This window comes from Tautonia plasticadhaerens, from assembly GCF_007752535.1.
In the GTDB taxonomy this organism is placed as follows: domain Bacteria; phylum Planctomycetota; class Planctomycetia; order Isosphaerales; family Isosphaeraceae; genus Tautonia; species Tautonia plasticadhaerens.
The window spans coordinates 22,777-41,926 of record NZ_CP036430.1; the positions used below are offsets into that span (position 1 = coordinate 22,777).

Consider the following 19,150-nt stretch of genomic DNA (forward strand, 5'->3'; position numbering starts at 1 on the left):
TCGGGAGCCGACGCTCAGGCGGCCGGCTTGGTCGCCTCGAGCTGGAAGCCGGCGGCGAAGGCCTTCTGCATCTCCGGGGACAACCGCCGGAGGATCTCCCAGCCGGGGCCCTCGCGACGAGAGGGATCCCCCCAGGAGGCCCGCCAATCCTCCAGCGTCGTCCTGCCCAGCGTCTCGGCCGCCTCGGCGCCAAGCTCGCCCCGGGCGGCCCAGTCCAGGGCGCTGGAGAGCCAGGCCAGCACGTAGGCCGGGTTGAAGTTCTCCGACACCCGGAGGTCGGTGATCTCGAAGTCCCGGAACCAGCGCCGGAGGCCGAACTCGGTCGTGTTGTAGTAGTGGTGCGGCGGCTCGTGCAGCGGCTGGAGGAAGGCCGTCTGCAGGACCAGCCGGCCTCCCGGCCTGAGGACGCGGTGCACCTCGGCCGCCGCCCGAGGGGGGTCGTGCAGGTGTTCGAAGGTGTTGAAGGTCACCACCGTGTCGAACGTCCCCGAGGCGAACGGCAGGTGATGCGCGTCCCCCACGACGTCGGTGTGGCGGAAGATGGTGTACTCGAACTCGACGCAGTTGGGCAGCTTCTCGACCGTCCCCCCGGCGCCGATGTTCAGCGCCACCCCGCCTCGTTCCCGGATCCAGCGGCGGATCTCCGGCGAGATCTGGTTGCTGGTGTGCCCCTCGGGCATGATCGGTACATCGTCGGCCCCTTCCCGGAAGACCGGCCGGCCGGCCACGACCGGATACCGGCGGTCGCAGGGGGTGCAGGACCACGCCTCGTCACCCCGGCGGAGTCCGCCCCCGCAGGACGGGCAGGCCAGCAGCGACGACCAATCGAGTTCCGGGGTGGGCGTCATCTCACAATATCCTCGAAGGGGAGACGGGCCGGAGGCGGTCGGAGCACGCCGCTGCGGCCCGGGGATCTCGCGGGGGTCACGCCCCGGGACGGTCGACGGGCCGAGCCGGCCCGCCTGCGACCGCCGGGAGCTCGAGGCCGGGACCTGTCCCACCCGGGACGGGACGCGACCCCTGCGGGGCCGGTCAGCGGCCCCCGGCGTGTCGGGGGCCGGCGGCGACCCGGGCACGCCGGTGGATTTGCCGCAGCAAACCGCCGACACCGTCCCGACGCCAGACCCGGACGGCCCGGCGGGTGATCGAGGGCGACGGCGTCGGGGCGACGAGCGTCGTCTCCTCGATCGTCCTGGTCAGTCCGTCCCGCTCCTGCCGGAGCCGCCAGACGAGCTCCAGGAGGTGGTCGACGTCGCATCGGAGCCGCCAGACGAGCTCCAGGAGGTTGCCGACATCGCCCCGGAGTTCGTTACGCCGTCGGCCCGACTCGGCCAGCAGGAATTTCGCCCGATCGACGTCGATCCCGACGCCCGGGTCGTCCGGGGCGATCTCCCGCCGGGTCGGCTCGTCGAGGTGCTGCCAGACCTGCTCCAGGAGGAGGTCGACGTCGCGACGCAGCGCATCGCGTTCCCGGCCCGACTCGGCCAGCAGGACCAGGGCCCGCTCCATGTCGATCCCGCCGCTCGAGTTCCCCGGGACGAGCTTCTGCCGGGTCGACTCGTCGAGCTGCGACGCGGCGACCGCGGCCCGGCAGACGCCCTCGACCAGGCGGATGAAGTCGAAGTTGCCGGAGAAGAACGCCGAGATCCGGCCGAGCGTGGTCGCCTCGGCGTCCGGGTCGTCGGCGAGCACCCCGACCCCGCTCTCGCCGAGGATGCCGCCCAGTTCCCGGAAGAGGGACAGCCGGCTGGGCCCCCCGTCGCCGGATCGCGAGACCAGCTCGGCGACGGCGTCGCAGCGTCCGGTCGGGCCGAGCCCGAGGACGAGCACCGGCCCCTTCCCGGCGATCCGCCCGGCCTCGTCGAGGCGGTCGGAGAACTCCCGGCGCGACAGGCCGCCGGCGTGGACGATCGCCACCTCGCAATCGATCCTCCCCGGCGAGGCCGAGCCCGGGACCCCGGGGACGATCGGCTCGACGGGGCAGGGGGCCTCGAGTTCGGCGATCGAGTCCCGGAGCGCCGCCCGCCAGCCGGAGACGGACCCGTCGTCGTCCCGGGGGATCCGGACCAGTCGGACGGTGCGGCGCGTCGCGGCGAGCAGCGTCGAGGCACCCCGGGTCGCCCCGGAGGCCAGGTCGGCCACGGCGATCCGATCGGCCCGGAAGTCGAGGTAGAGCGAGACGAGCAGGGCGTCGAGCGGCCCGATTCCCGGGCCGTCGCCCGCCCGATCGAAGTGCTCGGCCACCCTCCGGTAGGACGAGGAGATCGAGGGCAGCAGTTCCGCATCGGACCGTCGCTTGCTCATCCTGAGCGCTCCCGTCGCCTTCATCGATCAGACCCCACCGGTCCTCCCGTCGCCCCCGGCCGCCATCCGAATCGGGGTCAGTGGTATCCGAGGTCGGGGTGGTACCGCAGGCAGTTGGTCTCCAGCGGCAGCATCGGCCGGGCGCCGACCTGGTCGAAGATCCGCCGGATCCGGCCGTTGATGCGGTGGTTCTGGTCGGTGTCCTTGATCATGGAGTTGGGCACGATGTAGTAGTAGCCGAAGACGACCGGCACGAAGAGGATCCTCCGGCCGGTGGTCGCCAGGTGCAGCCAGAGCTCGTAATCCTCGTGGGCCGAGCAGGAGGCGTCGTAGCGGCCGGAGTCGTGGACCTGGACGCGGTCGACCATCGAGAACGCGTCGACGTAGTTCCCCGAGAAGATTTTCGGATGGATCCCGGCGTTGCTGATCATCCAGCCGGCCCTCCGGGCGTTCTGCTCCCGGGCCAGCAGGTTGCCGAAGGCGGCGGCGGCCCCGGTCTCCTTCAGGGAGCGGTGCAAGAGGCCGAGGTTCCCGGGGACGAGCTCGTTGTCGGCGTCCATGAAGACGACGTATCGGTAGCTCGCCTCGTCCAGCCCCCGGTTCCTGGCCGCGGCGAGGCCCGAGTTGCGCGCGTGGGAGGCGACCCGGAGGCCCCGGTCTCGGTAGATCACCTCGAGCTGGCGGAGCAAGGGGGCCGAGCCGTCCCGGGAATGGTCGTCGACGACGACCAGCTCGCTCGGCACCCCGGACCGGCGCATGGCCTCCACGCCGGCCAGCCCCGAGGCGATCGACCGGGGCAGGAAGACCTCGTGGTTCCAATTCGGGATCACGATCGTCACGCCGTCTCGGTCCATCACACTCCGCCCCCCATTCGCCCCGCGTCTCGTCGCATTGCCTCGGGTCGGCCGTCAGGCCGACAGCGGCCACGGCCGGTCGGCCGGCGTCCGGGCCGACGGGCATCGGATCCCCAGATCCGCCAACGCCCCGGCGAAGGCGGCCGAGAGCGACCGCCGCCGATAGGCGTCGGTCGCCAGGCGGCGATACCAGGCATCCCGGCCGGGGCGGAGCGCCTCGGACAGTTCCTCCTGGGGCACCATCATCGGCCGGAGCGGGGCGTCGTCCGGGGGCTCCTGGCCGTCGATCAGGGCCTTGATCGGCACGCACCCCGAGAGGACCGAAAGCCGGAACCGCTCGGGCTCCATGTAAAAATACGGGTGGTGGGAACACCAAATATGATAGCGCGACTTGCCCAGGACCGCGAGGAACTGGTCGTGGTTCAGGTGCGGCGAGCCGGCCTCGGTATACGGCTCCAGCGGCGGCATGTAGACGAAGCCCGAAGGATCGACGGCGTTGACCAGGTGGTCGACGAACCCGGCCCGATCGGCCGTCACGTGGCCGACGAACGACCAGGGGATCGGCCGGTCGTCACCCCGGCCGGCGGCCGCCTCCAGCGCCCGGAACTCCGAGGCGGTCAGGCCGTCGGGCACGAACCGGTAGGAGACCCCGATCCCCGGGGGGACCCAATCCGACTGGTCCACGAGGCCCAGGTCGAGGATCGTCCCGACCCCGGCCCGCTCGCACCAGGAGGAGAGGTCGCCGAACCAGTGGGTCCGGACCGAGTCGAGCCCCACGTTGGCCAGCAGTCGGAACGGGCCGAGCGCCCGGAGTCGACGGATCCCCGCGTCTCGGTCCCCGCCGCCGAGCAGGACCTCGCCGACGTTCATCACCATGCAGAGGTCGGCCGGCTCTTCCCCCCGCCGGGCGTCGGCCTCGGCCTCTGCGAGGGTCCGGATCGCGACGCGCAGGCCGAGCCCGGTGAGGGCCTCGGAGACGCGACGGCCCGTCGTGTTGTAGAAATAATTGATCGTGCCAGGAATGAGCACCAGCGCCTTCGAGGCGGTCGGCCCGATGGCCTCCGGGGATGCCTGCGATCCCATGAACCGCTCCTTGGTCCTCGCCCGGGGCACGTCCCTGCGCCCCCCACGGCCGGCCCTCCCGGGCGTGGAGCGGCGTCGCCGCCCCGGGGAGGTCGGGCCCGGATTGGCGGGAGCATAAATGTCGGTTCGAGAACCGTCAATTGCAATCGCAATCCCCCGGCGGAGGAGGAGGATGCGGCCCGTCGCTCGCGATTGACAGGCCCGGGGCGAGCGAGTAAACGTGCCGCCGGCCCGCTCGCCGCACCCGACGGGTCGGCGGCGACGAACGGGGCCGCGCCAGGGGCGAGGAAGCCGAGATCGATGATCATCTCCCAGACGCCATTCCGGGTCAGCTTCGCCGGCGGCGGGACCGACCTGCCGGCGTTCTACCGCCGGGAGCCCGGCGCGGTCCTGAGCACGACCGTCAACCATCATATGTACGTGACCCTCCATCGCCGGTTCGAGCCGACGATCCGGGTGAGCTACTCCAGGACCGAGACCGCCCGGACCGTCGACGAGGTCCAGCACGAGCTCGTCCGGGAGGCGATGCGGCTGGTCGAGGTCGACGAGCCGATGGAGGTCACCACCATCGGCGACGTCCCGGCCGGAACCGGCCTGGGGTCGAGCAGCAGCCTGACCGTCGGGCTCCTGACCGCGCTGCACGCCCATGCCGGTCGCGTCGCCGGCCGTCGGCAGGTGGCCGAGGAGGCCTGTCGGGTCGAGATCGACGTGCTCGGCAAGCCGATCGGCCGGCAGGACCAGTATGCCGCCGCCTTCGGCGGGATCAATTACATCCGATTCAACCCGGATGACACCGTCGACGTCGAGCCGGTCCCCTGCCCGAATGGCGTGGTCGACGAACTGGAGCGCCGCACGCTCCTGCTCTACACCGGCCAGACCCGGGACGCCGACGGAATCCTCCGAGAGCAGTCCGGCGGCACGATCGACCGCCTCCCCGCCCTCCGACGCATGAGGGACCTGGCCGACGAAAGCCGACATGCCCTGGTCGCCGGCGACCTCGACGGGTTCGCCGACCAGCTGCACGAGGGCTGGGCTCTGAAGCGATCGCTCGGCTTCGGGATCACTTCCGATCGGGTCGACCAGTGGTACGAAACCGCCCGCCGCCACGGCGCCCGGGGCGGTAAGTTGCTCGGCGCCGGGGGCGGCGGCTTCCTGATGCTCGTCGCCCCCCCCTGGCGACACCGCTCGATCCGGGAGGCCCTGGGCCGCCCCCGGGAGCTGGCGTTCCGCGTCGCGCGACACGGCAGCCAGAACATCTTCATCGGTGACGTCCGGGACGACCGGCCGGCCTCCCGGTTCGACGCGGGGGCGTCGGCCGCCTGAGGCACGGGGCCTTGCAACCGAAAGGCGGGACCGGTGGGAAAGACCAACGCGCTACTCTTGGCCGGCGGGCTCGGGACCCGATTGAGGCCCGTGACCGATTCGATCCCCAAGTGCCTCGTGCCGATCGCAGGCAGGCCCCTGCTCGACCACTGGGTCGATCGCCTGGCCCCGGCGAGGATCTCGGAAGCCAGGGTCAACATCCATGCGCATGCCGATCAAGTCCGCTCGTTCATTCGGCGGGTCGATGAATCGGGCCGCTTGCGGATGACCGAGGCGTTCGAGCCGATCCTGCTCGGCTCGGCCGGCACGGTGGCCGCCAACGTCGACCTGGCCGATGGAGTCGACGAGGTCCTGATCGTCTATGCGGATAACTTCAGCACGGTCGACCTGGCCGCACTGCTCGATTTCCACCGCTCCCACCCCGACCCGGCCACGATGCTCCTGTTCCGGGCCCCCGACCCCAGGGCCTGTGGCGTCGCCGAGCTGGCCGACGAATCCCGGGTCATCTCATTCGCCGAGAAGCCCGAGCTACCCCGGGGTGACCTGGCCAACGCCGGCGTCTACGTACTCGACGCCGGCCTCTACCGGGAGGTCGCCTCGATGCGGGCGTTCGACCTCGGGTTCGACGTCCTCCCCGGGCTCGTCGGCCGGATGAGGGGCCGGCCCTGGCACGGATACCATCGGGATGTCGGCACCCATGAGGCCCTCCGCCTCGCCCGCCGGGATGCCCCCGCCGTGCTCCTCGGACGCCGTCCGCCGATCACCTCCCGCCCGGCCGTCTTCCTCGATCGGGATGGCACGGTGATCGAGCACGTCCATTACCTCCGAGACCCGGCCGAGGTCCGCCTCCTGCCGGGGGCCGCAGGCGCCTTGAGGAGGCTCGCCGAGGCCGGATTCGCCTGCGTCCTGGCGACGAACCAGTCGGCCGTCGGCCGGGGGATGATGACCCCCGACGACCTGGACCGGGTGCACGAGGAACTGGCCCGGCAACTCTGGGGGGAGGGGATCATGCTGGCGGCCGTCGAGTCCTGCCCGGCCGTGCCGGTCGGTCCGGATCGGACCGTGGTCGAGCAGTTCGACCGCAAGCCGGGGCCGGGGATGCTGGTCCGGGCCGCGGGACGACTCGGCCTGGACCTGAACGAATCCTGGATGATCGGTGACGCGATCAGCGACGTCCTGGCCGGCGTCAACGCGGGTTGCCGCGGCAGCATCCTCGTCCGGACCGGCCTCGGGGTCGCCCCGGGTGAGGCCGGCCTGCCCATCTCATTCGACGTGGCCGATGACCTGGCGGCGGCGGCCGACCGCATCCTCGACGACCCGGCCGGTGCCCGTCGGGCGGCCGGGTGATCGGAGTTCGTACCGATGAAGATCCTGCTGACCGGCGGCGCCGGTTACATCGGCGGCGCCTGCCTGCGATGGTTGATCCGGCATGGCCACGATCCGATCGCCTATGACGACCTCTCCGAGGGGAATCGGTCGGCCGTGCCCGAAGGCCGGCTGGTCGTCGGCGACATCCTCGACCGGGACCGCCTCGCCTCGGCCCTCCGAGACCACCGGGCCGAGGCGGTCATGCACTTCGCCGCCCTGGCCTCAGTCCCCGACTCGATCGCCGACCCGGACAATTACTACCGGGTCAACGTCCTGGGGACCAAGAGCGTCCTCGACGCGATGCGAGACGCCGGTGTCCCGCGGATCGTCTTCAGCAGCACCGCCGCTACCTACGGATTCCGGGCCGAGATGCCGCTGACGGAGGACGCCCCCCAGCTCCCCGAGACCCCCTACGGCACGACCAAGCTCGCAGCCGAACGGATGATCATGGATTACGCCCGGGCCTATGGGCTGGGCTACGCCATCCTCCGCTACTTCAACGCCTCGGGCGCCGACGAGTGCGGCGAGCACGGCGAGGACCGCCGCTGCGAGAGCCACCTGATCCCGCTGACCCTCCAGGTCGCCGCCGGCAGGCGAGCGTCCCTGGACATCTGCGGGGACGACTGGCCGACCCGGGACGGGACCTGCGTCCGGGACTACGTCCACACCGACGACCTGGCCGAGGCCCATCGCCTGGCCGTCGAGGCGATCGGCCCGGGGGTGGGGCGGATCTATAACCTCGGATCGGGGGCCGGCGCCACCGTCCTGGAGGTGCTCCGGGCCTGCGAGGCGTCCGTCGGGCGGCCGATCCCTCATCGGGTCGCCCCCAGGCGTCCCGGGGACCCGGCGGTCCTGATCGCGACCCCCGAGAAGATCAACCGCGAACTGGGCTGGTCGCCCCGGCGATCGGACATCCGGACCATCGTCGAGGCCGCCTGGCGCTGGCACTGTGGTCACCCCGACGGTTACGGCGATCGGTCGTGAATTCGCCTTGGCTCATCCCAAGGATTGATCCATTAATTTTGGTGATTTGATTCATTGAAATTTCCCGGCCCCGCCCGAACCGGGCAGGACCGGGCCCCGCCCCCCGGGAATCGGCTATGTTCAACCCGATCGACCATCCGATCTGCCTGGTCCCGCCCGACCGGATCTGCCCGTCAGCCTGGCATGAGCATTTCCCGATCGCCGGATTCCTGGTCGACCTGCTGACGCCGGCCGCCTTCGTCGAGATCGGCACCCTCGACGGCTTCTCCTACTGCGCCTTCTGCCAGGCCGTACGGGCCCTGGGCCTGGCCTCGACCGGCGTCTCGGTGGGATCCTGGCCGGGGCAGGGGCCCCCGACCGGGCTCCGGGAGCACCACGATCTCCGATACGGGCGATTCTCGACGCTGGTCCCGGGGGGGGCGGGGGACGCACTGGCCCGGTTCGAGGAAGGCGCCGTCGACCTGCTCCACCTGGTGGGATCGCCCCTGCTGGGAGACACGGTCGCCGTTCTCGACGACTGGCTCCCGAAGATGAGCCCCCGGGGTGTCGCCTTGCTGCACGGCACCCGTTCCGACGACCGCCCGGGGGGTACCCGACGGGCCTGGACCCGCGTCAAGGACCGGTTCCCCGCCGTCGAGTTCCCCCATGGCGGCGGCCTGGGAATGCTGGCCGTCGGCGGGGAGATCCCCGATCGGCTTCGGCCCCTCTTCGAAGACTGGGGGGAGGAGCATTCCCGGCTCCTCGGCTACTTCGCCGGCCTCGGTCGGCTCGTCTCGATCCGGGCCGCTGCCGAGCCCCGGCCCCCGGCCGCCGGCTCCGATCGGGACCGGACGGGCCGGGAGCTGACCCGGAGGCTCGAGGACCGCGAGCGGATCCTCGCTCGGATGAGAGATCGATTCGAGGAGCGGCAGCGGACGGTCCTCTGGCTGGAGGCGGAGGTCTCCCGGCGCGATGCGAAGATCGACGGCCTCTGGACCCAGGCCCACGAGCAGGCGATGACGATCGCCGACCTGGCGGCCCGGCTCGACGAAGTCGAACGCAGCCTGGCCTGGAAGGTGGCCCAGGCCGCCCGGCGCGTGACGCGATCGGTCGCGCCGCCTGGGATCCGACGCCAACGGGGCGTCCTGCTGGCGGCCCGGGCCGCCCGATTGTGGAAACGGGAAGGCCTCCTCGCCCTGATCGACCGGGCGCTGTGGGGGCGTCCCGATCCGATCGAAGTCCCCCGAGCGATGCTCCCCGCCCCGGAGCCGGATCCGGAGCCTGCCCCCGTTCCTCCCGAGCCGCAGTTGGCGACGCCGGAGGAGGAACCGCCGGTCGAGTTGCCGGAGCCGGTCTCCCCGTACGACATCTGGGTCGAGAACAACGCCTGGAACCAGTGCTCCCGGTTCGAGGCCGAGCGGGCCCTGGCCGGGATGGATCGGCGCCCATTGATGTCTGTGGTCATGCCGGTCTACGACATCGACGAGGCCTGGCTGGAGCGGGCCATCGAGAGCGTCCGGGCCCAGGTCTATCCGAGCTGGGAGCTTTGCATCGCCGACGACGCCTCCCCCCGTCCCCACGTCGGTCGGCTCCTCCGGCGATACGAGGCGACCGACGACCGCATTCGGGTCCGCTTCCTGCCCGAGAACGGCAACATCAGCCTCGCCAGCAACGCCGCCGCCGGGATGGCCCGGGGCGAGTACCTCGTCTTCCTCGACCAGGACGACGAGCTGACCCCCGACTGCCTGCTCGAGCTGGCCCTCGCGGCCGTCGGGCACGACTCGCCGGATCTGATCTACTCCGACGACGACAAGATCGACGTCCACGGCCGACGGTCGAGCCCCCAGTTCAAGCCGGACTGGTCCCCCGAGTTGTTGCTGTCCTACATGTACCTGAGCCACGCCTTCTGCGTGCGACGTGACCGATTCGAGGCGATCGGCGGCTTCCGGATCGGGTTCGAGGGGTGCCAGGACTACGACCTCGCCCTCCGGATGACCGACGGTCCGAGTCGGGTCGTCCACGTCCCGAAGATCCTCTACCACTGGAGGAGCCTGCCCGGCTCGACCGCCTCCTCGGGGGCGGCCAAGCCCGAGGCGTTCGAGCGGGGCATCCGTGCGGTCCAGGAGGCGTTCGACCGTCGGGGGATCGTCGGCCGGATCTCCCGGCCCGAGTTCGCCGAGCGGGGGCACCTGGGCCTCTTCCAGGTGGATTTCCCGGACGACGGCCCGGGCGTCTCCATCCTGATCCCGACCAGGAACCGGGTCGATCTGCTCCGCCCCTGCATCGACTCGATCCTGGCGCTCACCTCGTACCGCAACTACGAGGTCGTCGTCATCGATAATGAGAGCGACGACCCGGAGACCCTCGCCTACCTCGACGCACTCCCCGAGGGCTGCCGGGTGCTCCGGATCCCCAACGAAGGAAAATTATTTAGTTATGATAAAGTGAACAATAAAGCGATTGGTGTCCTCGGGGACGACCGGGAGCTGATCCTGCTGCTGAACGACGACACCGAGGTCCTCCGGCCCGAGTGGCTCAGCCAGCTCGTCGGCTACTCCCGGATCGAGGGGGTCGGGGCCGTCGGGGGTCGACTGCTGCTGGCCGACGGCCGGGTGCAGCACGCCGGGGTGCTGACGACGGTCAACGACGGCATGCCGGCGCACGCCTTCAAGCTGTCCCCGGGTCGGGACAATGGCTACCAGTCCTACGCCGTCGTGGCCCGAAACTACGGGGCCGTCACCGCCGCCTGCTTGCTGATGCGTCGCGACCTTTTCCTCCGGGTCGGCGGCTTTGACGAGGACCGGTTCGCCGTCGCCTACAACGACATAGACCTCTGCCTGAGGCTCGGGCGGCTCGGCCTCAGGATCGTCTACGCCCCCCGGGCCGAACTGGTCCTCGTCGAAGGGGCATCCCGGGGCTCCGGCGACGACCCCCGAGAGCCCCTGGCCTACAAGGAGATCTGGGGACTGGCCCGGGACCCCTACCATAACCCGAACCTCGGCCGCAACCACGAGTCGTTCGCGCTGAGGACCCGCCGATCGACCCCGGCCGAGGGGACCCTCCGGGAGCCGGTCCGCCTGCTCATGGTCAGCCACAACCTGAACCACGAGGGGGCGCCGAAGTTCCTGCTCGACCTGGCCGTCCGGCTCCGGGAACGCGGCCGGGTGGTGACGGAGGTCGCCTCTCCCCTGGACGGCCCCCTGGCGCAGGCGTACGAGGCCGAGGGGATCCCGGTCCACCGGATTGATGACCCGCTCCGACGGCTCGTCGAGCCCGATGGCTACCGCATCGGGACCCGTGAGCTGGGCGACTGGATCCGTTCCCGGGGGTTCGACCTGGTCCAGGCCAACACGCTCAACGGCTTCGCCGCCATCTCCGCCGCCCGGGAGGCCGGACTCCCGTCGCTCTGGAGCGTCCACGAGAGCACCGACTGCCGGGCCTACTTCCGCCAGTTCGGCCCCGGGATGACCGAGGCGGCCCTGCTCGCCTTCGGCGACCCGTACCGCGTCCTCTTCGTCTCCCACGCGACCCGGAGGATGTTCGAGCCCCTGAACTGGCGGCACAACCTGGAGACGGTCCACTTCGGGATGATCCGGGACCCGATCGACCGCTACCTCGCCCGGCACTCCCGCCGCGACGCCGCCGAGGCCATCGGGGCGCCCCCGGGCAAGAAGGTCGTGACGATCATCGGCACGGTCTGCGAGCGTAAAGGGCAGCGAGATCTGGTCGAGGCGGCCGTCGAGCTGCTCCGATCGGGCCGGGACGACGTCGTCTTCTACGTCGTCGGTTGCCGGCCGAGCCCCTACCTGGATGGCCTGAGACGGCTGGCCTCCGCCTACCCCGACGCAATCCGGCTCGTCGACGAGACCGACCAGGTCTTCCCCTACTACCGGTCCAGCGACGTCTTCGTCTGCTGCTCCTCGGTCGAGAGCTACCCGAGGACGATCCTGGAGGCGATGGCCTTCGGCCTGCCGATCGTCACCACGACGGTCTTCGGCATCGCCGAGCAGGTGGAGCCGGGCATCAACGCCCTGACCTTCGAGCCCCGAGACGTCATCGCCCTGGAGGAGCACCTCCGCCTCCTCCTGGACGACGACGCCCTCCGCCTCCGCCTGGCCGAGGCCGCCCGGCTGCGCCTGGAGCTGCTGCCGACCTTCGAGGAAATGGCCTGCATGTATGAGCGGATCATCCTCGAAGCCGTCGCCGCGGCCACACCCGCCGTCGCCCCGGCCGACGGCCTGCGGTCGGCCGCCTGAGCGATTCGGGGGCTCGGCCGAGACCCGCCCCCGCCGCGGGAGACCGCTCCTCGGGCACCGACTCCCTTCGGGGACGCGACCGGGTCTGATAATGCACGTTAGGTCGCAACGATGCGGGATGCGACCTCGGAATGTGTTAACTTGCCCGCTTTCTTGGACGGTAAATGGCACCGTGACCGGCCCGACAACCAATATATTCATTTTAATTAATATATAAATATTATATTATAAATTATCAGGCCCGCCGGTGAACTGCGCCCGGCGCATGTGCCCGGCCTCCCAGCGGTCGGCGTCTACCCATTGCAGTCCGATCCTTAGCGGCAGAATAATCTGAGACGCGGCGTGAGGGCGGCCTCCGGGTCTCCCCGACCGGCCGGGACGACCTCAGGAGGATGATCAATGAAGACGAGACATTGCGGCCACTTAGCCTTGCTTTTGGGATGGCTGGCCTTGAGTGCAGCGTCGGCCCGCGGGGATGTGATCCTCAGCACGCTCCCCCAGACGAACGACGGCCTCGCCTCGGCGACCCTAGGCCCGCTACGGATCAAAGCCCTAGCCTTCACCTTGTCTGACCAGGCGTATACGATGGATTCGGCGGTGCTCCGCCTGCGGCTCGATACCTTCGACCGGCCACTGACGACGCCGATCCTCCAGCTGCTCAACGACTCGGGCGACCCCGACATTCCGGGCTCCACCGTGCTGGCCACCTTCTCCACCCCGACGCTCGTGGGCGGCATCAACGATTTCACGTTCACGCCGACCAGCCCGTTTACCCTGCTGGCCGGCCAGGAATACTGGCTGGCTCTGAGTTCCGCGGCCGACTTCGACACATCGGGCCTGAACTGGCTCGCATCCAACCCTCCGGTCACTCCGACGGGCGTCGCGACGCTCAGCGGGAACCGCTTCACGTCCGACGGTGGGGTGACCTGGGGTCCCTCGACCACCGTGAACTCGTTCACGATTAACGGGACGATCGCGACGGTCATCCCCGAGCCCTCGACGCTGGCCCTGGCCGCGATGGGAGGCGTCGGTTTGCTGGGCTACGGATGCCGGCGCCGCCGCCGGGCCTGAAGCGACCGATTCGAGCGGAGGAGGTACCGGCCCCCGGTCATGAGCCGGGGGCTTTCTCATGCGCGCCGGCCGGCCTGATCGGCCCTGTTGCCCCGAGGGAACATCGACTCGCCCGCCGGCCTCATGACCCACCCGCCCGCCGGGCCTGTGCCGGTCGAAGGGCCGGGCTCGGTGCCATTTACCGACCAAGAAACCGAGCCGGAAATCGGACAACTTAACATCGGAATGATGTGTTAAGTTGCCCGGTGGCGGCGGCCCCATGCCGCCACCGGGAACCCCTTCCGGCTGAGCGTTCCCCGCGACTGCTCCCGGCTCAGAATCGTGTCGGCCGATGGCCGCCGTGCCGGCCCCGCCGCCTCAGCCACGCGCCGCCGGCCAGGAGGGCGCCGAGGATGCCGCCGGCCAGGGTGGAGGGCTCGGGGACGGCGGCCAGGGTCTCAGAGGTATAGGTCAGCCTCGCTCCGCTGGGGGTCGGCGTTGGCTTGGACCCAGAACCAGGAAATTCGCCTCTCCGGACGATTGATCACATTTCACAAAAATAATAAAAATATATCAGTCAAAATTATGTTGAGAAGTGTATGTGGATGCTCAATACCGGCCTCGCGGTCCGTTGCCCGCCAAATACGCACGCCCCGGCCGAAGGACCGGTCCGGTGGACGAGGTCCGATCCGCGGGGCAGGTACGAGGTCGGCCACCGGCGCCTCGATCTCGGGGTTCCGGGACAGCCGGTGCTCCCAGGCCGTCCCTCGTTGGTCGTCCCGGGGGTTCGCCCCGACCGCTCGACCTCGCGGTCCGCTTGGGCGGGCCGGCGGGATGCCTCGCAACGGTGGTAGGAAGCCCCAATCGGCGACCATCCTTCGGGCATCGCGTGGGGCTACGCTGCCCGGTTTCTGGGCCTGACTGCCGTCGATCTCGGCGTCCTCGGCCGTCCCTCGGGGCGACCGGAGGCCCAGGATTCGGCGTTGAGAAATATGAACGACCGAGGATTTCATCCAATCTACGTTTGACCGAGGCCGGGCGAGTCGCGTCCAATCGTGGCTCGGCTTCCCCGGGTTTCCCCGGCCGATGGCGGCCAGGCCTTCAGCGTGGTCGTCGACCGGCCACAAGGACGCCCAGTTCCGTCACGAAATCACCCGCGGCCCCTAATGAACGAGAGGGAGCCGTTCCGAGGCCTTGTGGCACGCTCGCTGCAGGGACTCCAGGGGGATCTCGGCGACCCGGGGCCACTCGGCTCACCAGAGAGCGACCATGTTGATTTTGGGCAACACGGTATTTCGTTGTCCTGGGGCCACACACGGTTTTGCGTTGCCCTGGGGCCACACGAGGGGCACGGATCGCGCCGCTAATTGACGATGCTCGGGGCCCCTGCTATGCTGCCGTCACGACCGTCGACGAGGCGACCGATCGAAAATTTCAGCTCATGATTGTGCATCCGAGCAAACCCAGGGCGAATCCGAACCTCCCCCCCTCTCCCCATCGCCCGATGCGTCCCTCCGGTAGGAGCGACGCCGGCCCCCCGAGACGCGACCGCGGCCGGCTGAGGCCCCCACCGAGCACCGCACCACACCCTGGACACCGCACCGGAGACACCGCCCGATGAGCACCACGACGCCCCAATCCATGCTTATATCCGAGCGGATCGCCCGGATCGTGGGGGGCACGTCCGCGGGCCAAGCGTTGCCGCTGCCGGGCCCGACGCTCGCCGTGGCGCCCACGACGGTCGCGTCGGCCTTCAAGCGGGCCGTCGACCTGGCTGGGGCCGGCGTTGGGCTGGTGCTGCTGGCGCCCGTGCTGCTGGCGGTCGCCCTGGTCGTCCGGCTCAGTTCCCCGGGCCCGGTGCTGTTCCGGCAGTTGCGGCTGGGTCGGGGCGGACGGCCCTTCTACGTGCTGAAATTCCGGACGATGGTGGCCGACGCCGAGCGCCGGCTTGCCGAGCTGGAATCGCACAATGAGGCCTCCGGGGGCGTCCTGTTCAAGATCCGATGCGACCCGAGGGTCACGCCCCTGGGCCGGTTCCTGAGGCGGACCAGCCTGGACGAGCTGCCCCAGCTGATCAACGTGCTCCGGGGCGATATGAGCCTGGTCGGCCCCCGGCCGCTGCAGCTGCGGGACTCCTACCGGCTGGAGGCCTTGGACCCCGAGTCCTTCGCCCGACGCCTGAGCGTGCCCCCGGGCATCACCGGCCCGTGGCAGGTCGGCGGTCGGAGCGACGGCACCGACGGCATGGTCCGCCAGGACCTCGACTACATCGCCCGCTGGTCGCTGGCCCTTGATCTGAAGATCCTGCTCCGGACGATCCCGGCTGTCCTCACCGGTCGCGGGGCCTGCTGACTCGGGTCGGATCGCGGCCGACCTCGCCTGGGTCGTGCCGATCCCGCCCCCGCCCCCGGCCGCTGCCCCTGCTGAGCTGCTCACGCCCCGGGCGGACGTCGGCCCCATGCCCCCCATCCGGGCGGCATCCTCGGCCTCTTCACCCGTCGGGGCTTCGATCGGAGAACGCACGTGTCCGAGCCTCGAGATGCCACCCCGATGATTGCCCCCGCCGCGACCTCGGCCGAGCCGGACCGACGGCTCGGCCCCTCCCCCTGGCCTTGGATGATCCTGGCCTGCGCGATCGTCGCCGCCTCCGGCGCCATCCGCGTCAACCAGGAGTCGGCGTTCGCCGACGCCGCCCGATCGGCCGAGGTCGCCCCATTCCGGATGGCTGACCTTCCCCCGCGACTGGGGGAGCACTGGGAACAGATCGGGGAGGACCAAATCCTGGAGGAGGAGACCCTCCAGATCGCCGGTTGCGCCGACTACGTGCTCCGCAATTACATCGACAACCGCACCGGGGTCGCCCTCACCGTGCTGGTGGCCTTCGGCCCGGCCGATCGCGTGTTCCCGCACTCGCCGATCGTCTGCTTCCCGGCCAACGGTTTCCAGTCGCGCGGCGGACCCTGGCGGAGGCAGGTCGACGTGGGCGGCTCTTCGCCCGACGGGGATCGGAAGGTCGGCTTCAGTGCCCTGGTCTATGGCAAGCCCGGTGGCGGGGTCGAGGAGCTGAGAGAGGTCTACTATTCCTACTGGCACGACGGCACGTGGTCTCCCGACCAGTCCCAGAACCTCTTCCGGCACCGGCCGGCGATGTTCAAGATCCAGGTCGAGCGGCCCGTCGTCCCCGGCGAGGCCCGGGGTGATGGCAGCCCGATCGAGGGATTCCTCCAGGACCTCGTCCCGGAGGTCGAGCGGCGGTACGCCGCCAGCCAGGTGGAGACGACGGCCGGCGCCGGGGTACCGGCTGAAGACTGATCGGCGGGATGTCGAGGGTCTCATGCGACCGACCAGGGCAGGCTCAATGACGCGACGAGCGGCTCCGGCACGCCTCGATGACGTGCGGCGCGGGGATGCCCCGCGCCGTCGCGTCGCGTCGCGACGGCCCGATGGGCCCGCGTCGATCGCCGCCGAGCAGCCGGGCCGCGGCACAGCACGCCATCCCCAACGCCCCGATCAGCAGCACGATCAGCAGGGCCGGCGTCAGGTAAAGGGCCAGCGCCCCCAGTGCCACCCGACGCAGCGGGTCGCCCCCTCGCTCCCCGATCCGGCACTCCTCGACTACGTCCATGGGTCCGACTCCTTACGCTCTGGTCGCGGGATCGCCACCGATCCCGATTCGAGCCTAGGACATGCGTCGTCCCGTGTTGCGTTTCCGCAACACCTCCCAGATCGTCCGACCTGCAATGATTTGCGTCCCCTCGGGGATTCTACGTCATGCGGGCCGTTTTGCCAGGTCCATCCCGGCCGGTCCACGCAAGTTTTGGCGGCGCTTCTACTCAACATAGCCACATGGGTGAGAGCGGCCTGCCACGGCCTCGGTTCTGCGACATCGAGGCCCAGACAACCGGTTGATCTTCCGGGCCGGACCCGACAAGATCGATCCTCAGTTCAGGCGGGGCCGATGGGACGATGCCCGAGGCGGGCGTCGGGCGGCACTTTGCCTCGATCGGTTGATATGTTCCCTCCTTCGAGGTCGACCAGACTATGATAAATCGGCTTTTCGTGCTGGCAGCCCTGGCGACAACGGCCCTGTTCTCGGCCGATGCCCAGGCCCAGCTCTCGCAAACCTCCCCGCTCGCCTCGGCCAATCAGTCGGCCAACGGCACCTCGTTCACGTACACGAGGACCGGCGCCATGGGTGCCCCGGTGACGATCTCGGTGGCAGACTTGGGCAATCCCCTGCTGGGTGTCCTCTCGAATTTCGACGTCAATACGCCGTCCTTCCTCCTCCGGGAGAGGATGAAGACTACGCAGTGCCCGCTTCCAGCTGGACGCGGTCTCGAACCAGGCAGCCACGGCGACCCCGATCGGCGGCGGTCTCAGCGTCCTTACCCCAGTCCGGCTTCAGCGGGGACTTCTCGATCATCGCTCGGACGGCACGACGAACCTGCTGAGCGGCACCTTCACGGGCGGCACGCTGCTCCAGACCAGCACCCGGGCAATGGACACCAGGCCAGCATCCAGTTCTGGGCGTCACGTTCACCTCCGACATCTTCAAGCCGCTGATCATGAGGGCTTCTCGCTGACCCTTTCCGCCACCCCGGACTGATGATCTCGGGAGCGCGTTCCAGGACTTCACCGCCAACACCGGCGCCACGTTCTCGGCGGCGGTCATCCCCGAACCGGCCCCCTGGCGATGGCCGGCCTGGGGATCGTCGCCCTGCGTTCGCGACCCGGGTCATCCGGCGTCGACGGCAGTCGAACTAATCCGATCGCGACGCACGACGACACGTCGCGCCCCGGGCGCGACGCGCATCGCTTCCCGAGCCGCCACGGCCCAAGGCCGTGGCGGCTCGTTTCGCTCCCCTGCCGTCGTCAGGCTCGCACCGCGGCCCGGCTCGATCGAGCGATCGATCGAAGCCGACTCGAAGGGACATATCCAGGGCAAGGGGGGACGCCGGGGGCGTCGTCCGGGGTCATGCACGATCGAGATCGCCCCAATCCGGGCCGGACAGCCCCGGGTGACGCCAGGCGATCAGGCTTCTCTCCTTCCTCGTTCCGGCTCGACCTCGCCTGCAGATCGTTGCGCCCCCTTGTCCGCCGGGCACCGGGAGATGGGCCGCACGCGTGCGGAGCCCCCGGGCTCAGGATGGCCGGGCCGCATCCCGTCTGGAGTGGCGGATCCGGGCCCTTCCGGATCAGAAGGTACCGCCCAGATTGCTGCGAAAATATGCTCTAAGGTCGCCGACCGCGAGCCTGCCTCTTCGTGGCCCTTTCGGAGTCTCCGGGGCGAGTCCTCGGGCCCGGATGAAGTGCCGGAGGTTGGTCGTCGACACATCCAGCATCTTCGCGAGCGACCGCTTGGAGACCGCCTTCTCCAGCAGCTTCCGGATCTCCTCTTCCTTGCCGTCGAGCTTTGACCGGCCCAGCGAGCCCTTGGGCGACCGAGCAAGCGGCCCGGGCCCGGGCGGCCGCCAGCCCTTCTTGGTCCGCTCCGAGATCAGGTCCCGCTCCACCTCGGCGAACAGCCCGAACAGGGCGATCATCACCTTGGTCTGAAGGTCCTGCTTCCCTTCGAAGCGGATCCCTTCCTTGATCGCCGTGAAGCGGACCCTCCGCTTGACCAGCTCGTCGACGAGCTGGATACCTGGCCCAGGCTGCGACCCAGGCGGGACAGCTCGCTGACGACCAGGCGGTCACCCGCCTCCAGCGCCCCCAGCAACTCCTCGATCCGCCTCTGGTCGGCCCTTCCGTGAGGAGGCCTGCGCCTCGACGAAGCGATCGACGGCGAACCGCTTCTGCCGCGCGTGGTCGAGGATGGCCAGCTTCTGGTTGGCCAGGTCCTGGGAGCCGGTCGAGACGCGCAGGTAGGCGACGGTTTTCATGGCAAGGGCTACGAAAAGGCCGAATGGCGATTTTATTTCGCGAACACGGACCATAAATCCCTGCTCG

13 protein-coding genes and 1 pseudogene are annotated in these 19,150 nt (G+C 69.8%); 7 read left to right on the forward strand and 7 right to left on the reverse strand.

Annotation, left to right across the window (positions count from 1 at the left end; translation table 11 throughout):
* Positions 1–14: 14 nt before the first annotated feature.
* The 4 genes from ElP_RS36750 to ElP_RS36765 all read right to left on the reverse strand — a co-directional run bounded on the left by ElP_RS36750 (position 15) and on the right by ElP_RS36765 (position 4,241).
* Positions 15–848 carry a methyltransferase domain-containing protein gene (locus tag ElP_RS36750; protein ID WP_145279823.1) on the reverse strand — a complete coding sequence of 278 codons (834 nt, stop codon included), beginning with the start codon at positions 846–848 and terminating at the stop codon, positions 15–17.
* A gap of 184 nt (positions 849–1,032) precedes the next feature.
* A complete protein-coding gene (locus ElP_RS36755) occupies positions 1,033–2,304 on the reverse strand; it encodes a hypothetical protein (RefSeq protein ID WP_145279825.1) in 1,272 nt (423 codons plus the stop codon).
* A 77-nt stretch (positions 2,305–2,381) separates the two neighbouring features.
* Positions 2,382–3,158, reverse strand: coding sequence for a glycosyltransferase family 2 protein (locus tag ElP_RS36760; RefSeq protein ID WP_145279827.1), 777 nt, complete (start codon positions 3,156–3,158; stop codon positions 2,382–2,384).
* A 54-nt stretch (positions 3,159–3,212) separates the two neighbouring features.
* Entirely contained in the window at positions 3,213–4,241 is a 1,029-nt protein-coding gene (locus ElP_RS36765; protein WP_145279829.1) for a hypothetical protein, read from the reverse strand.
* 300 nt (positions 4,242–4,541) lie between these two features.
* Between ElP_RS36765 and ElP_RS36770 the strand changes: the two genes are divergently transcribed.
* The 5 genes from ElP_RS36770 (at position 4,542) to ElP_RS36790 (ending at position 13,222) form a co-directional block, all read left to right on the forward strand.
* Positions 4,542–5,564 carry a GHMP family kinase ATP-binding protein gene (locus tag ElP_RS36770; protein WP_145279831.1) on the forward strand — a complete coding sequence of 341 codons (1,023 nt, stop codon included), beginning with the start codon at positions 4,542–4,544 and terminating at the stop codon, positions 5,562–5,564.
* A 33-nt stretch (positions 5,565–5,597) separates the two neighbouring features.
* Positions 5,598–6,911, forward strand: coding sequence for an HAD-IIIA family hydrolase (locus ElP_RS40435; protein WP_261344478.1), 1,314 nt, complete (start codon positions 5,598–5,600; stop codon positions 6,909–6,911).
* 15 nt (positions 6,912–6,926) lie between these two features.
* On the forward strand, positions 6,927–7,916 hold the full coding sequence (galE, locus tag ElP_RS36780; protein ID WP_145279833.1) for a UDP-glucose 4-epimerase GalE: 990 nt from the start codon (positions 6,927–6,929) through the stop codon (positions 7,914–7,916).
* Between the two features lie 116 nt (positions 7,917–8,032).
* On the forward strand, positions 8,033–12,151 hold the full coding sequence (locus tag ElP_RS36785) for a glycosyltransferase (protein ID WP_145279836.1): 4,119 nt from the start codon (positions 8,033–8,035) through the stop codon (positions 12,149–12,151).
* A 399-nt stretch (positions 12,152–12,550) separates the two neighbouring features.
* Positions 12,551–13,222, forward strand: coding sequence for a choice-of-anchor R domain-containing protein (locus ElP_RS36790; RefSeq protein ID WP_145279838.1), 672 nt, complete (start codon positions 12,551–12,553; stop codon positions 13,220–13,222).
* 313 nt (positions 13,223–13,535) lie between these two features.
* On the opposite strand, the gene ElP_RS41570 is transcribed toward ElP_RS36790, so the two are convergent.
* Complete coding sequence (locus ElP_RS41570; RefSeq protein ID WP_145279901.1) at positions 13,536–13,742, reverse strand: PEP-CTERM sorting domain-containing protein; 207 nt, start codon at positions 13,740–13,742, stop codon at positions 13,536–13,538.
* A 1,076-nt stretch (positions 13,743–14,818) separates the two neighbouring features.
* Here ElP_RS41570 and ElP_RS36800 point away from each other — a divergent pair.
* Positions 14,819–15,553, forward strand: coding sequence for a sugar transferase (locus ElP_RS36800; RefSeq protein WP_197447229.1), 735 nt, complete (start codon positions 14,819–14,821; stop codon positions 15,551–15,553).
* Positions 15,554–15,751: 198 nt separating this feature from the next.
* Positions 15,752–16,513: an exosortase-associated EpsI family protein gene (locus tag ElP_RS36805; RefSeq protein WP_145279840.1), complete on the forward strand. Its 762-nt coding sequence runs from the start codon at positions 15,752–15,754 to the stop codon at positions 16,511–16,513.
* A gap of 43 nt (positions 16,514–16,556) precedes the next feature.
* On the opposite strand, the gene ElP_RS36810 is transcribed toward ElP_RS36805, so the two are convergent.
* A complete protein-coding gene (locus ElP_RS36810; protein ID WP_145279842.1) occupies positions 16,557–16,826 on the reverse strand; it encodes a hypothetical protein in 270 nt (89 codons plus the stop codon).
* 1,570 nt (positions 16,827–18,396) lie between these two features.
* A pseudogene (locus ElP_RS36815) lies at positions 18,397–19,137 on the reverse strand (recombinase family protein).
* Positions 19,138–19,150 lie beyond the last annotated feature (13 nt).